The sequence below is a fragment of the Bordetella genomosp. 6 genome (genome assembly GCF_002119705.1).
GTDB classification, from domain to species: domain Bacteria; phylum Pseudomonadota; class Gammaproteobacteria; order Burkholderiales; family Burkholderiaceae_B; genus Bordetella; species Bordetella bronchiseptica_F.
Genome location: NZ_CP021107.1, coordinates 1513270 through 1526829, shown reverse-complemented (window position 1 = coordinate 1526829; position 13560 = coordinate 1513270). Strand labels below are relative to the sequence as shown.

The window sequence follows — 13560 nt, the reverse complement described above, 5'->3', positions numbered from 1 at the left end:
TTTGTCTCCTGAAAATTCCTGTTGCCGGCGGCGCGTTGCCGGCCGCCCTTTCTTGTCCTGGCCCGCGGGATCAGTCCTGCGGCGGCTCGCCCACGACCTGGCCACGGATCCGGTACGAGCGGCCGCGGAATACCGCCACCGAACGCCCCTGCTGGTTGGTGACGGTCACGTCGTAGATGCCGGTGCGGCCGGCCAGCGAACGCTCCTGCGCCACCGCCGTCAATACGTCGCCCTCCAGGCCCGGTGCCAGGTAATCGATGGTGCAGCCCGACGCCACCGTGCTGACGTTGCGCGAATTGCACGAGAACGCGAACGCGCTGTCGGCCAGCGCGAAAATGAAGCCGCCGTGGCAGGTCTTGTGGCCGTTGAGCATGTCGGCGCGCACCGGCATGGTCAGCTTGGCATAGCCCGGGGAGATTTCCACCACCGTCATGCCCAGGCCCTGCGACGCCGCGTCGCCGGCATACATCGTGGCGCCCACGGCGCGTGCCAGTTCGTGCGGATCGCTGGGCACGTCTACGGCAGGAACATGCGCGTTCATTATTTCCCCTTGAATTGCGGTTCGCGTTTATCGAGAAATGCCGCCACGCCCTCGGCGTAGTCGGCGCTGCCACCCAGCTCGCGCATCATGTCGCGCTCCAGGTCGAGCTGGGTGGACAGATCGTTGCCCAGGCTGGCCTGCAGCGCCCGCTTGGTGAACGCCAGGCCCTTGGTGGGCGCTTGCGCGAAATGGGCGGCCAGTCCGTCGAGCACGCTGTCGAACTCGTCATCGGCCACGCATTGCCAGATCAGGCCCCAATCCTGCGCCTGCCGGGCGCTCAGCTTGTTGCCCAGCATGCTCAGGCCCGCGGCGCGGGCGCGGCCAACCAGGCGCGGCAGCGCGAACGTTCCGCCGGTATCGGGGATCAGGCCCAGCCGGCAGAACGACTGGATGAAACTGGCCGACTCCCGGGCGATCACGATGTCGCCGGCAAGAGCCAGGTTGGCGCCGGCCCCGGCGGCCACGCCATTGACGCCCACCACCACGGGCAGGGGCAGCGCCGCCAGGCGGCGCACCAGCGGTCCGTAGAATTTCTCGACCGTCTCGCCCAGGTCGGGCGGCGCCCCATCGGCCGTGGGACGGCGTTCGCTCAGGTCCTGGCCGGCGCAAAAGCCACGGCCGGCGCCGGTCAGCACCAGCACGCGGGCGCCCTCGCGCTCGACCCGGCCGAGCGCGTCGGCCACCTCGCCGTGCATGCGGGCCGTGAAGCTGTTGAGTTTGTCTGGGCGGTTCAGCGTCAGGCGGGCCACGCCGCCGGCCAGCTCGAACAGGATGTCCTGGTAGGTCATGGGCGCCCTCTCAAACGTGGCGGCGGGTTTGCACGACGCGGAACCGGTTGGCGACGAACGCCGAATCGGACAGCGCGGCATTGGCGGCCGGGTTGGCGCCGGTGCCATGGAAATCGCTGAACGCGGCGGTCTGGTTCACGAACACGCCGCCGGTCAGGTTCAGCGACAGCGACACGCCGCTGTGCTCGGCCATGTCCTGCACCTGGGACGCGACCGCCTCGTCGGTGGTGTAGGCCGACAGGCTGAGCGCGCCATGCTGGCGCACGCTGGCGCCGGCCAGCTCGATGCTGTGGGCGGTGGAGTCCGTGGCGACCACGAAGGCGATCGGCCCGAACCACTCCTGTCCGAGCGCCTCGTTGCCGGCTTCGGCGCGCAGCAGCAGCGGCGTATGCACGCGCGCCTGCTCGAACTGCGGGTGCGCCAGCGCCTTGCTGTCGGCCAGCACCGGCAGGCCGAGCTGGCGCGCCTTGTCGATGCGCGCCGCCGTCGCGTCGTTCTGGACCGCGCCGGTCAATTCGACCGCCCTGGCCGGATCGCCGGCCAGCTTGTCCAGGGCAGCCCCCAGCGCCGCGGCCACCTCGTCGAAGCCGACCCGGCCTTCGGCGGTCCGGATGCCGTCGCGCGGCACATAGATGTTCTGCGGCGCCGTGCACATCTGGCCGGAATACAGCGCCAGCGAGAATGCCAGGTTGCGCGCCACGCCCTTCAGGTCGTCGGTGGAATCGATGAGGACCTGGTTGACGCCGGCCTTCTCCGTGTACACCAGGGCCTGGCGGGCGTTCTGCTCCAGCCAGTTGCCGTTGGCGCTGCTGCCGGTGAAGTCGACGATGCGCACCGCCGGATCCAGCGCCAGGCGCTGCGCGGTGTCGTCGCCGGCCGGATGCGCCGCCAGCAGCACCACATTGGGGTCGAAGCCGGCCTCGTTCAGCACCTCGCGCGCCACCTGGACCGTGAGGGCCAGCGGCAGGATGGCGCCGGGATGCGGCTTGACGATGACCGTGTTGCCGGTGGCCAGGCTGGCGAACAGGCCTGGATAGCCGTTCCACGTGGGGAAGGTCGAGCAGCCGATCACCAGCGCGATGCCGCGCGGCACCACGGTGAAGCGCTTTTCCATCTTGATGGGGTCGTTCTTGCCCTGCGGCTTTTCCCAGAGCGCCACCCCGGGAATGCGCGACATCTCCTGCCAGGCATAGGTCACGGCCTCGACGCCGCGGTCCTGCGCATGCGGGCCGCCGGCCTGGAACGCCATCATGAAAGCCTGGCCGGTCGTGTGCTGCACGGCGTGGGCCATCTCGAAGCTGCGGCGGTTCAGGCGCTGCAGGATCTCCAGCGACACGCCCACCCAGGCGCGCGGCCCGGCGCGGCGCCATTGTTCCAGGGCCTTGGACGATGCCGCGACCAGCGCCTCGGGCGCGACCTGCGGATAGGTAATGCCCAGTTCGAAGCCGAACGGGGAGACCTCGCCTCCGACGGTGCCCGAGGCTTGCGGCAGGTCCAGCGCGAACGGCTTGCCGCGCAGCGCCTCGAACGCGGCCTGGCCGTCCTGGGCGGCGGTTTCGCCGTAGTTGCGCGGGCTGGGCGACTCGGGGAACGGGCTCCAATAGCCGCGCTGCGCGGCGGCTTCCAGCGCTTTCTGCAGCATGGGCTGGTGGCGTTCAAAGAAATCTTGGGACACTGCGCTATCTCCGTGATGAATAGTTGTATTGCTTCGCTGGCCTCGGCGGCTCAGGTTTCCTGGTCGAAGTCGATGACCAGTCGATCGCTGACTGGGTAGCTCTGGCAACTGAGCACGAAACCGCGCGCCACTTCGTAATCTTCCAGGGCGAAGTTGGCATCCATGTCGACTTCGCCTTCGACGACCTTGCAGCGGCAGGTGGAACATACCCCGCCCTTGCACGAATAAGGCAGCTCGACGCCTTGCGCCAGCGCCGAATCGAGCACGCTGTCCTTGTTCTTGTCGATGAAAAACGTCCGGCTGTGGCCGTCCTGCACGACCGTGACCTCGCACTGGCCCTTGCCTGGCGCGGCAGGCGCGTCGCGTCCGGTGCGCAGCGCCCGCGGCCCCTTGGGCGCGCCGAACAGCTCGAACTTGATATGCGACTTGGGCATGCCGCGCGCCTGCAGGTGCTCGACCACGCTCTCGATCATGGTCTGCGGGCCGCACACAAAAGCGTAATCGATATCGCCGGGCCGCATCCAGGCGGTAAGCAGTTGATCGACCTTATCGCCGTCCAGGCGGCCATTGAACAGCTCAATGTCCTGGCTTTCGCGGCTCATGATGTAGACCAGCGAGAAGCGCTCCATATAGAGGTTCTTGAGGTCTTCGATTTCCTCGCGAAACAGCACCGACGACGAGGCGCGGTTGCCGAAGAACAGCGTGAAGCGGCTGCGCGGTTCGGCCGACAGGGCCGACTTCACCAGCGAGAACACCGGCGTGATGCCGCTGCCTACCGCGAACGCCACATAGTGGCGCGCGTTGTCCGGGTCGAAGTCGACGGTGAAGTTACCGGCCGGCGGCATCACTTCCAGGCTCTGGCCCGGCTGCAGCTCGTGGTTGGCCCAGTTGGAGAACACCCCCTCGTCGACCTTCTTGATGGCCACGCGCAGCACGCCGTCGCCCGGCGCCGAACAGATGGAATACGAACGGCGCACCTCCTCGCCGTCCAGGCGGGTGCGCAGGGTCAGGTACTGGCCCGGCCGGAAGCGGAAGTCGCCGGCCAGCTCGGGCGGCAGGTCGAACGTGACGACCACGGCGTCGCGCGTGTTGCGCGCCACCGAAGCGACCTTCAGCATATGGAATGGATTGTGGCTCATGGCGCGGGCAGTCAGTGGGGCTTGAAGTAATCGAACGGCTCGCGGCAGGCGACGCAACGGTACAGCGCCTTGCAGGAGGTCGATCCGAAATGGCTGATCAGGCGGGTATCGAGCGAACCGCAATGCGGGCATTCGATGGCGGGCGCGGCGCGGCGCCGGCTGATGCCGGAAATATCGACGGCGCGCTCGACCGGCGCGGCGATGCCGTACTGCCTGAGCGCGGCGCGGCCGCGCGCGCTCATCCAGTCGGTGGTCCAGGCCGGCGCCAGGCGCGTCTCGACCCGCACGCTGGCCAGGCCGTGGCCGGCCAGCGTGGTTTCGATGTCGTGGGTGATTTCGCGCATGGCCGGACAGCCCGAGTACGTGGGCGTGATAGTGACCACGCAGGTATCGCCGTCCCAGCCGATGTCGCGCACCACGCCGAGGTCCACCACCGACAGCACGGGGATCTCCGGGTCGGGCACGCTTTCCAGCCAGGCCAGCACCTGGCCGGCCGGCACCCTGGGCAAGGCGTTCACCACGAGGCTCCGGGATAGGCGCGCTGCAGATGCTGCATCTCGGCCAGGATGTAGCCCAGGTGCTCGGTATGGCGCCCCTGCCGTCCGCCGCGGTGGGCGGGATGGAAGGCCTCGTCTTCCGGCGGCATGGCCAGGGTGGCCTCGTCGAGCACCTCGCGCACCTGCGCCAGCCACTCGTCGCGCAGGCTGGACAGCTCACAGGCGACGCCGCGCGCGGCAAGATCCAGGTCGATGGCATCGTCGACGAACATCTCGCCCGCGTAGGGCCAGGCCGCGTCGATCGCCGCCTGCATCCGCTCGTGGCTGAGCGCCGTGCCATCGCCCAGCCGCACCACCAGATCGGCGGAACGGCGCGCGTGATAGGTGACCTCCTTCAGCGCCTTGGCGGCAATCGCCGCCACGCGTTCATCGGCCGACTTGGCCAGGCGGATCAGCAGGAAGTAATGCCAGGTGTCGAACAGGAACTGGCGCGCCATGGTGTCGCCATAGTTGCCGTTGGGCCGCTCGACCAGCAGCAGGTTGCGGAACTGCGGCGCATCGCGCAGGTAGGCCAGCCGGTCCTCGTCGCGCCCCGCCCCCTCGACCTCGCCGGCCAGCGTCAGCCACATGCGGGCCTGGCCCAGCAGGTCGAGCGCGGTATTGGTCAGCGCCAGGTCCTCTTCCAGCACCGGCCCGTGGCCGCACCACTGGCCCAGGCGCTGCGACAGCACCAGGGTGGTGTCGCCCAGTCGCAGCAGGTACTCAAACAATGATTTGTCCATGTCCGCCGCGCCGCCCTACATGTGCTTGATTTCGTCGGGCATCGGGAAAAACGTCGGATGCCGGTAGACCTTGCTGTTGGCGGGCTCGAACAGCGGCTCCTTGTCGCCCGGGCTGCTGGCCACGATGTCGGCCGCGCGCACGACCCAGATGCTCAGGCCTTCGTTGCGGCGCGTATAGACGTCGCGCGCATGATTGATGGCCATTTCGGCGTCGGGCGCGTGCAGACTGCCCACGTGCTTGTGGGCCAGGCCATGCTGGCTGCGGATGAATACTTCCCAAAGAGGCCAATCTTTGCTCATGATGCGTATCCCTGGCGCGCCGCCTGGGCGCGCCGAAACTGGAATGAAGAAACCGGCGGCGCGGTCAGGCCGCCTTGCGGCGCGCCTGCTTGTCGGCGTGGGCGACCATCGCCTCGCGCACCCAGGCGCCATCCTCGTGCGCCTTGACGCGGGCGGCCAGGCGTTCGCGGTTGCACGGGCCATGGCCCTTGATCACCGCGTAGAACTCGTCCCAGTCGATCGCGCCGAAATCGTAATGGCCGCGCTCGGCGTTCCACTTCAGGTCGGGATCGGGCACCGTCAGGCCCAGGTACTCGGCCTGCGGGACGGTCTGGTCGACCATCTTCTGGCGCAATTCGTCGTTGGAGAACAGCTTGATCTTCCATTGCATCGACTGCGCGCTGTTGGGCGAATCGGCGTCGGAAGGGCCGAACATCATCAGCGCCGGCCACCACCAGCGATTGAACGCCTCCTGGCACATGGCCTTCTGTTCGGGCGTGCCATGCAGGCACATCTGGATCAGCAGATCGTAGCCCTGGCGCTGGTGGAACGACTCTTCCTTGCAGACGCGCACCATGGCGCGCGCATAGGGGCCGTACGAACATCGGCACAGCGGGATCTGGTTGATGATGGCCGAGCCGTCGACCAGCCAGCCGATCATGCCGATATCGGCCCACGTCAGGGTGGGATAGTTGAAGATGCTGGAGTATTTGGCGCGGCCCGCATGCAGGTCGTCGATCAGGTCCTCGCGCGAGACGCCCAGCGTCTCGGCCGCGCTGTAGAGATACAGGCCATGCCCGGCCTCGTCCTGCACCTTGGCCAGCAGGATCGCCTTGCGCTTGAGCGACGGCGCGCGGGTGATCCAGTTGCCCTCGGGTAGCATGCCGACGATCTCGGAATGGGCGTGCTGGGAAATCTGGCGCACCAGGGTCTTGCGATAGGCCTCGGGCATCCAGTCCTTGGGCTCGATGCGCACCCCGTCGTCGATACGGCGCTGGAACGCCTGTTCGGGACCTTCCAGCTGATCGACGTGCTTGACCTTGCTGACCCCGGTTTCGACCAGTTGAGCGTACATGTCTGTCTCCTGCGGCGGGGCTGCGCCAGGCGCTGGCGCGCCCGGAATTTCCGCCGTCTCATGGATCGGATTATTTAATACAAAAATTTGATTGTCAAACCTATTTCTGTATCACATTGGATTTATGTATCATGTCATGAATCCTCATATCCGCCCGGCCTACGCCCGCTCATGGCAAGCACTCCGTCACCGCTGGACCGCTTTCTCTCCCGTCTGCTGAAAAACGATCCGCCGCGCGCCAAGTCGCTGTGCGTCAGCCTGCTGGGCGACGCGCTGGCGCCGCACGGCGGCGCCATCTGGCTGGGCGACCTGATCGAGCTGCTGGCGCCGATCGGCATCAACGAACGGCTGCTGCGCACCAGCGTGTTCAGGCTGGTCGCGCAGGGCTGGCTGCAATCCGAGCGCCATGGACGGCGCAGCCTGTACCTGTTGTCCGAGCACGGCCTGCGCCACACCGCGCACGCCTCGCAGCGCATCTACGACGGGCCGGCGCGCGCCTGGAACGGCGAGTGGACGCTGGTGGCGCTGCCGCGCACCGGCAACAACGGCCTGGCCGAGCGCGGCGAACTGCGCCGCGAACTGCTCTGGGAAGGTTTCGGCATGGTGGCCCCGGGCCTGTTCGCCCACCCGCAGACCGAAGCGCGCGCCGCGCACGAAATCCTCGAAAAACTGGGCATTCCCGACAAGGCCCTGGTGCTGTCGGCGCGCGACCTGGCCGGCGCCGGCGGCCTGCCGATCGCCAGCCTGGCGGGACAATGCTGGAATCTCGATGAAGTGGCGGACCAGTACCGCCTGTTCTCGCGCAACTTCGGCCCGGTGGAAAAGCTGCTGGATCCGCCCCCCACCCCCGCGCAGGCCTTCGCGGTGCGCGTACTGTTGCTGCACAACTGGCGGCGCATCGTGCTGCACGATCCGCAACTGCCCACGCCCATGGAGCCGGACGGCTGGCCCGGCAACGCCGCCCGCGAACTGTGCCGGCGCATCTATTGGCAGGTATTCGACGCGTCGGAGCGCCACCTGGATGCCGTCGCCGGCCGCGAGAACGCGCGCTACCGGCCGGCCCAGGCCGACATCATGGGCCGCTTCGGCGGCCGGCCGTAGCCGCGGCCTGCCCGCGCGAACCGGCCGCCTCGGCCAGGAACGCCGGCGTCAAGCCAAGCAGGGACAGATGCTGCTCGCCGCACCAGGCCGCGGCGCCGGGTGCGCGCAGGGCGGCCGGCACGCCGATGAACGACAGGGTCCAGGTGGCCCGCACCGGCCGGCCCGGCGGATCGCCCAGGGGCTGGCCGCTTTCCGCGCTCAGGCCGCTGGGCACATCCAGCGCCAGCACCGGCGCGCGCCAGGCGTTGACCTGGTCGATCAGTCCCTGCCATGCGCCATCCAGCGGACGCGCCAGGCCGATGCCGAACAGGCCGTCGATGACCAGCGCGGGCGCATCGGCCGGCAGGTCGGCCCTGGCCTGGCCGCCGGCGGCGCGCCAGCCTTGCCAGGCATGGCGCGCGTCGTCGGGCAGGCGCGCCGCACCGGCGGGCATGACGACCGCGACCCGATAGCCGCGCGCCCGCAGCAGCGTGGCCGCCACCAGCGCGTCGCCGCCATTGTTGCCCGGCCCGGCCAGGGCCAGCACCGGCGCGCCGGGCGGCAGGCGGGCCGCGACGAAGTCGGCGGCGGCCAGCCCGGCGCGCGGCATCAGCGCCAGCCCGCGGGAATGCGCCAGCCGTTCGACGGCGCGAATCTGCTCGACGCGATCGATGTCCATGGGGCCCTGCCGTCCGGTGCCGCGCGGGGCTGCTCAGACCTTGAGCAGGTGCTCGCGGTAATACTTGAGTTCGTCGATGGATTCGTAGATGTCGGCCAGCGCCTCGTGGCGGCTTTTCTTGTCGAATCCCTTGTAGACGGCGGGCGCCCAGCGCCGCGCCAGCTCCTTCAGGGTGCTGACATCCAGGTTGCGGTAATGGAAGAAGCGTTCCAGGTTGGGCATGTAGGCGTACATGAAGCGCCGGTCCTGGCTGATGGTATTGCCGCACAGCGGCGACTTGCCCGCGGGCACGTGCTCGGCCAGGAATTCGAGCAGGATCCGCTCGGCCTGCTCCTCGCCCAGCGTCGACGCCTTGACCTTCTCGATCAGGCCGCTCTTGCCATGGGTGGACTTGTTCCAGTTGTCCATGGCGTCGAGCAGGCTGTCGGACTGGTGCACCACCAGCACCGGGCCTTCGGCCACCACGGTGAGATCGGCCTCGGTCACGACCACCGCCACCTCGATGATGCGCTCTTTCTCGGGATCGAGCCCGGTCATCTCCATATCGAGCCAGACCAGGCGGTTTTCGTTCGCAGCCATATAATTTGCCTTTAAAACACACCATTTTCGCATACCACCGCCCCGTGACCGCCCCCGTGCCCCTTTTCACGCTTTTCTTCGTTGTCCTGCTGCTGGCCGATATCGGCGTGCGCCTGTGGCTGGCTACCCGCCAGATCCGCCATGTGGCGGCCAACCGCCAATCCGTCCCGCCCGAGTTCGCCCCGCGCATCGGGCTGCACAGCCACCAGCGCGCGGCCGACTACACCGTGGCGCGCGTGCGCCTGGGCATGCTCGAACGCGTCTACGACGCGGCCATCCTGGTGGCGCTGACGCTGCTGGGCGGCCTGCAGTTCATCGACCTGCGGCTGGGCCAGCTGACCCAGCACGACTTCCTGCGCCAATTGCTGCTGCTGGCCTGCGTGCCGCTGCTGCTGGGCCTGCTCGGCCTGCCCTTCACTCTGTGGCGGCAATTCCGCCTGGAGGGCCGCTTCGGGTTCAATCGCATGACGCCCGCGCTGTTCTTCAGCGATGCCGTCAAGGGCGTACTGGTGGCGCTGGTCCTGGGCCTGCCGCTGGCCGCCGCCGTGCTGTGGCTGATGGCCAGCGCCGGGGCCTATTGGTGGCTGTGGGCCTGGGGCCTGTGGCTGGGCTACAACCTGCTGCTGCTGCTCATCTATCCCACCTTCATCGCGCCGCTCTTCAACAAGTTCACCCCGCTGAACGACCCCGAACTGGCCGGCCGCATCCGCCAGCTGGCGCAACGCTGCGGCTTTGCCCTGAACGGGCTGTTCGTCATGGACGGCTCGCGCCGCTCGGCCCACGGCAACGCCTACTTCACCGGATTCGGCAAATCGCGCCGCATCGTCTTCTTCGATACCCTGCTCGCGCGCCTGAACGGCGACGAGATCGAAGCGGTGCTGGCCCACGAGCTGGGCCACTTCGCGCGCCGCCACATCATCAAGCGGCTGGCGCTCAGCTTCGCCGGCGCGCTGGTCTTCTTCGCCGCGCTGGGCTGGCTGGCCCGCCAGCCCTGGTTCTACGAAGGACTGGGCGTCCTGCCCAATCTGGCCGGGCGCAACGACGCCATGGCGCTGGTGCTGTTCTTCCTGGTGGTGCCGGTGTTCACCTTCATGCTGACGCCGCTGGCCAGCTGGTACTCGCGCCGCGACGAATTCGAGGCCGACCGCTACGCCGCGGCCCAGAGTTCGCCGGATCGGCTGGTATCGGCGCTGGTCAAACTGTACGATGACAACGCCGCCACCCTGACGCCCGACCCTGTGCACTCCGCCTTCTACGACAGCCACCCGCCGGCCGCGGTACGCATCCGCCACCTGATGGCGGGCGCATGAGCGGCAACCACGCCGAAGGCCTGATCATCGCCGCCCACGGCCGCCACTACACCGTGGAGCTGGCCGACGGCTCGCTGCGCCAGTGCTTTCCGCGCGGCAAGAAGAACGGCCCTGCCGTCGGCGACCGGGTGCGCATCACGCCGCAAGGGCGCGACGAAGGCGCCATCGAAGCCGTGCTGCCGCGGCGCAACCTGCTGTTTCGCTCCGACGAAATGCGCGTCAAGCAGTTCGCCGCCAACGTCGACCAATTGCTGATCGTCGTGGCGGTCGAGCCCACCTTCGCGGACGACCTGACCGGCCGCGCGCTGGCCGGCGCCTGGAGCGCCGACATCGAGCCGGTGATCGTGCTCAACAAGATAGACCTGCCCGGCGCCCTGGACGCCGCGCGCGCGCGGCTGGAGCCGCTGCGCCGGCTGGGCGTGCCCGTCATCGAATTGAGCGCGCAGGACCACGCCATGGTGCACGAGCGCCTGGCGCCGCGGCTGGCCGGACGCACCAGCCTGCTGCTGGGCCAGAGCGGCATGGGCAAGTCCACCCTGCTCAACACGCTGGTGCCGCACGCCCAGGCCGCCACGCGCGAATATTCGGCGGCGCTGGACATGGGCCGCCACACCACCACCAGCACGCGGCTCTACCACCTGCCCGAACCCGGCGGCGACCTGATCGACTCGCCGGGCTTCCAGGCGTTCGGCCTGCAGCACCTCAGCGGCGAACAGATCCTGCGCGGCTTCCCGGAATTCGCCCCGCATATCGAACACTGCCGCTTCTACAACTGCACCCATCGCCACGAGCCGGGCTGCGGCGTCCTGGCAGCGCTGCAGGCCGGCCAGATCGACGCCGGCCGCTACGCGCTGTACCTGCGCATCCTGGACGAAAACGCGGCCGCGCGCCCCTACTGACCCCCCCCAGGTGCCCGTCGCGGCGGGGACTGGCACCCGCAGGCTTCCACCCCCCTTACGGCGCCGGATTGGGCTGGCGCGCGTGGATCGCCTCGATGCCTTGCAGCACCTCGTCCGACAGGGTGACGTCGACGCTCTCGATGTTTTCCTTCAGTTGCGCCAGCGTGGTCGCGCCCATCAGGTTGCTGCTCACGAAGGGGCGCTGGTTGACCCAGGCCAGCGCCATCTGCGCCGGCGCCAGGCCGTGCTCGCGCGCCAGCATCACATAGTCGCGCGCCGCGGCCTCGGCCTGCGGGTTGCTGTAACGGGTAAACCGCGTGAACAGCGCGAGCCGCGAGCCTTCCGGGCGCGCCCCGTCGAGGTACTTGCCCGACAGGATGCCCATGGCCAGCGGCGAATAGGCCAACAGCCCTACGCCTTCACGGTGGCTGAACTCGGCCAGCCCGATCTCGAAGATGCGGTTGAGCAGGTTGTACGGGTTCTGGATCGTGGCCACCTTGGGCAAGCCGTGCTTCTCGGCTGCCTGCAGGAAACGCGCCATCCCCCACGGGGTCTCATTGGACAGGCCGACATGACGCACCTTGCCCGCGCGCACGAAATCCTGCAGCACCCCGAGCGTCTCTTCGATCGGTACGGTATGGGCGTCGTCCACCCACGGATAGGCCAGCTTGCCGAAAGTATTGGTGGTGCGGTCGGGCCAGTGCAGCTGGTAGAGGTCCAGGTAATCGGTTCGCAGGCGCTTGAGGCTGGCGTCCAGCGCCTGCGTCAGGTTCTTGCGATCGAGATTGGTCTTGCCGTCGCGGATATGGCTGGGGCGCTTGGCATCGCGCACCGGACCCGCCGCCTTGCTGGCCAGGACCACTTCGTGGCGCCGCCCGGTCCGGGCCAGCCAGCTGCCGATGCAGCTTTCGGTACGCCCCTGGGTTTCCGGCTTGGGCGGCACGGGGTACATCTCGGCGGCGTCGATCAGGTTGATACCGTGCGCCAGCGCGTAGTCCAACTGTTCGTGAGCCTGCGCCTCGGTGTTCTGCTCGCCCCAGGTCATGGTGCCCAGGCCGATGAGGCTGACGTCGAGATCGGTGTGTCCGAGTTTGCGGTATTTCACGGCTAGATCCTGTCCAGACTGCAAGGCGCCCTGCGCCGGGAATGAAAAAAGCGCGCCACGGCGCGCCGTACTGTTCGGGGATATTACTCCCCTCCTGGCAGGCCTCAGCCCGGCAGCGCCTCGCGCACCGTCTGGTAGAGGTTGCGCAGCATGCCCGCGGTGGCGCCCCAGATGAAATAGCGTTGCCATGGCATGGCGTAGTATTGCCGCACATAGCCATCGGGCAGCGCGGCGCGGTAAAGACGGTGATTGGCCGGATCCATGAGAAACGACAGCGGCACCTCGAACACCTCGGCCACTTCGAAGGCATCGGGCGCCAGCTCGAAGTCGGGCTGCACCAGGGAGACCACCGGCGTGATGGCAAAGCCCGTGGCGGTGAAATACTGGGGCATGCTGCCCAGCACTTCCACCTGCTGTACCGGCAGGCCGGTTTCTTCCTGCGCCTCGCGCAGCGCGGCAGCCACCGGCGTGGCGTCGCTGACTTCGATACGCCCGCCCGGGAAGCTGACCTGGCCGGCATGGTCGTGCAGGTGCGCGGCGCGCTGGGTCAGCATGACGCGCACGCCGTCGGCCCGCATGACCAGGGGGATCAACACCGCCGCGGCCACCAGGCTGCCTTCCCGGCCGGGCGCGCGCGGCTCCGCCGCGCACAAGGGATCGAGCCGCCAGTGATCGGCCGGACGCAGGCTGGAGCGCAGTTCGGGCGGCGTCAGCAGGCGCTCATCCACGCGGGCCAGCCCCTGGTTGGCGGTTTCCCAGGGCTGCGCCATGGGATCGAAGAGCGGACGCACTGGCGTACGACGCGGACGGGAAGGGGCAGAGTCAGACATGCGGCAACGAAAAAAAGAGAAGGCAGCTGCAAGAGTAACCCTGCAATGCAGAAAGGCAGCCTTGCAGCTGCCTTTTTACTCTGAAAAGGCTGTTTTCCAGGTACCTTTTCGCGACAAAAAGGCACCCGCAAGGGTGCTGCCTCTCCGGACCCGGAAGGCTCTCTTCCTGATGCTTTGTCGCGATAAAAAGGCACCCGCAAAGGTGCTGCCTCTCCGGACCCGGAAGGCTCTCTTCCTGATGCCTTGTCGCGATAAAAAGGCACCCGCAAGGGTGCTGCCTCTCCGGGCCCGGAAGGCTCTCT

15 protein-coding genes are annotated in these 13560 nt (G+C 68.1%); 3 read left to right on the top strand and 12 right to left on the bottom strand.

The features are described from left to right. Nucleotides 1-70: 70 nt before the first annotated feature. The 8 genes from paaI to paaA all read right to left on the bottom strand — a co-directional run bounded on the left by paaI (nucleotide 71) and on the right by paaA (nucleotide 6776). Nucleotides 71-541, bottom strand: coding sequence for a hydroxyphenylacetyl-CoA thioesterase PaaI (gene paaI / locus CAL11_RS07230; protein ID WP_033461999.1), 471 nt, complete (start codon nucleotides 539-541; stop codon nucleotides 71-73). Continuing rightward, nucleotides 541-1329, bottom strand: coding sequence for a 2-(1,2-epoxy-1,2-dihydrophenyl)acetyl-CoA isomerase PaaG (gene paaG, locus CAL11_RS07225; RefSeq protein ID WP_086092532.1), 789 nt, complete (start codon nucleotides 1327-1329; stop codon nucleotides 541-543). The genes paaI and paaG overlap by 1 nt, the downstream gene beginning before the upstream one ends. Nucleotides 1330-1339: 10 nt before the next feature. Next, on the bottom strand, nucleotides 1340-3004 hold the full coding sequence (gene paaN / locus CAL11_RS07220; RefSeq protein ID WP_033462002.1) for a phenylacetic acid degradation protein PaaN: 1665 nt from the start codon (nucleotides 3002-3004) through the stop codon (nucleotides 1340-1342). A gap of 50 nt (nucleotides 3005-3054) precedes the next feature. After that, a complete protein-coding gene (gene paaE / locus CAL11_RS07215; protein ID WP_003813290.1) occupies nucleotides 3055-4143 on the bottom strand; it encodes a 1,2-phenylacetyl-CoA epoxidase subunit PaaE in 1089 nt (362 codons plus the stop codon). A gap of 11 nt (nucleotides 4144-4154) precedes the next feature. Further along, nucleotides 4155-4661 carry a 1,2-phenylacetyl-CoA epoxidase subunit PaaD gene (gene paaD / locus CAL11_RS07210; protein WP_086094524.1) on the bottom strand — a complete coding sequence of 169 codons (507 nt, stop codon included), beginning with the start codon at nucleotides 4659-4661 and terminating at the stop codon, nucleotides 4155-4157. After that, nucleotides 4658-5422, bottom strand: coding sequence for a 1,2-phenylacetyl-CoA epoxidase subunit PaaC (gene paaC / locus CAL11_RS07205; protein ID WP_086092531.1), 765 nt, complete (start codon nucleotides 5420-5422; stop codon nucleotides 4658-4660). The genes paaD and paaC overlap by 4 nt, the downstream gene beginning before the upstream one ends. Before the next feature lie 15 nt (nucleotides 5423-5437). Beyond that, entirely contained in the window at nucleotides 5438-5722 is a 285-nt protein-coding gene (gene paaB / locus CAL11_RS07200; protein WP_003813296.1) for a 1,2-phenylacetyl-CoA epoxidase subunit PaaB, read from the bottom strand. Between the two features lie 64 nt (nucleotides 5723-5786). Further along, on the bottom strand, nucleotides 5787-6776 hold the full coding sequence (gene paaA, locus CAL11_RS07195; RefSeq protein ID WP_086092530.1) for a 1,2-phenylacetyl-CoA epoxidase subunit PaaA: 990 nt from the start codon (nucleotides 6774-6776) through the stop codon (nucleotides 5787-5789). 171 nt (nucleotides 6777-6947) lie between these two features. On the opposite strand from paaA, the gene paaX reads away from it, so the two are divergent. After that, nucleotides 6948-7877 (top strand): phenylacetic acid degradation operon negative regulatory protein PaaX, encoded by a 930-nt coding sequence (paaX, locus tag CAL11_RS07190; protein WP_033462007.1) that lies wholly within the window; start codon nucleotides 6948-6950, stop codon nucleotides 7875-7877. Here paaX and CAL11_RS07185 read toward each other — a convergent pair. Continuing rightward, nucleotides 7849-8535, bottom strand: a complete 687-nt coding sequence (locus CAL11_RS07185; RefSeq protein WP_086092529.1) for an NAD(P)H-hydrate epimerase — start codon at nucleotides 8533-8535, stop codon at nucleotides 7849-7851. The genes paaX and CAL11_RS07185 overlap by 29 nt on opposite strands. 33 nt (nucleotides 8536-8568) lie before the next feature. Then, complete coding sequence (orn, locus tag CAL11_RS07180; protein WP_033460125.1) at nucleotides 8569-9114, bottom strand: oligoribonuclease; 546 nt, start codon at nucleotides 9112-9114, stop codon at nucleotides 8569-8571. Between the two features lie 44 nt (nucleotides 9115-9158). Here orn and CAL11_RS07175 point away from each other — a divergent pair, with 44 nt between their 5' ends. Next, nucleotides 9159-10424, top strand: coding sequence for a M48 family metallopeptidase (locus CAL11_RS07175; protein ID WP_033460127.1), 1266 nt, complete (start codon nucleotides 9159-9161; stop codon nucleotides 10422-10424). After that, complete coding sequence (rsgA, locus tag CAL11_RS07170; RefSeq protein WP_033460129.1) at nucleotides 10421-11323, top strand: ribosome small subunit-dependent GTPase A; 903 nt, start codon at nucleotides 10421-10423, stop codon at nucleotides 11321-11323. Before CAL11_RS07175 ends, rsgA begins: the two co-directional genes overlap by 4 nt. A gap of 55 nt (nucleotides 11324-11378) precedes the next feature. Here rsgA and CAL11_RS07165 read toward each other — a convergent pair whose 3' ends face one another. Together CAL11_RS07165 and CAL11_RS07160 are read right to left on the bottom strand one after the other, a co-directional pair. Further along, complete coding sequence (locus CAL11_RS07165) at nucleotides 11379-12428, bottom strand: NADP(H)-dependent aldo-keto reductase (protein WP_033460131.1); 1050 nt, start codon at nucleotides 12426-12428, stop codon at nucleotides 11379-11381. A gap of 104 nt (nucleotides 12429-12532) precedes the next feature. Beyond that, nucleotides 12533-13258, bottom strand: coding sequence for a CoA pyrophosphatase (locus tag CAL11_RS07160; RefSeq protein ID WP_003813314.1), 726 nt, complete (start codon nucleotides 13256-13258; stop codon nucleotides 12533-12535). Nucleotides 13259-13560 lie beyond the last annotated feature (302 nt).

Excerpts from the sequence above, each read along its gene's own strand:
- orn (WP_033460125.1), bottom strand. The coding sequence starts at position 9,114 with ATGGCTGCGAACGAAAACCGCCTGGTCTGGCTCGATATGGAGATGACC.
- paaG (WP_086092532.1), bottom strand. The coding sequence starts at position 1,329 with ATGACCTACCAGGACATCCTGTTCGAGCTGGCCGGCGGCGTGGCCCGC.
- paaB (WP_003813296.1), bottom strand. The coding sequence starts at position 5,722 with ATGAGCAAAGATTGGCCTCTTTGGGAAGTATTCATCCGCAGCCAGCAT.
- CAL11_RS07160 (WP_003813314.1), bottom strand. The coding sequence starts at position 13,258 with ATGTCTGACTCTGCCCCTTCCCGTCCGCGTCGTACGCCAGTGCGTCCG.
- paaI (WP_033461999.1), bottom strand. The coding sequence starts at position 541 with ATGAACGCGCATGTTCCTGCCGTAGACGTGCCCAGCGATCCGCACGAA.
- rsgA (WP_033460129.1), top strand. The coding sequence starts at position 10,421 with ATGAGCGGCAACCACGCCGAAGGCCTGATCATCGCCGCCCACGGCCGC.
- paaA (WP_086092530.1), bottom strand. The coding sequence starts at position 6,776 with ATGTACGCTCAACTGGTCGAAACCGGGGTCAGCAAGGTCAAGCACGTC.
- CAL11_RS07185 (WP_086092529.1), bottom strand. The coding sequence starts at position 8,535 with ATGGACATCGATCGCGTCGAGCAGATTCGCGCCGTCGAACGGCTGGCG.
- paaC (WP_086092531.1), bottom strand. The coding sequence starts at position 5,422 with ATGGACAAATCATTGTTTGAGTACCTGCTGCGACTGGGCGACACCACC.
- paaE (WP_003813290.1), bottom strand. The coding sequence starts at position 4,143 with ATGAGCCACAATCCATTCCATATGCTGAAGGTCGCTTCGGTGGCGCGC.
- paaX (WP_033462007.1), top strand. The coding sequence starts at position 6,948 with ATGGCAAGCACTCCGTCACCGCTGGACCGCTTTCTCTCCCGTCTGCTG.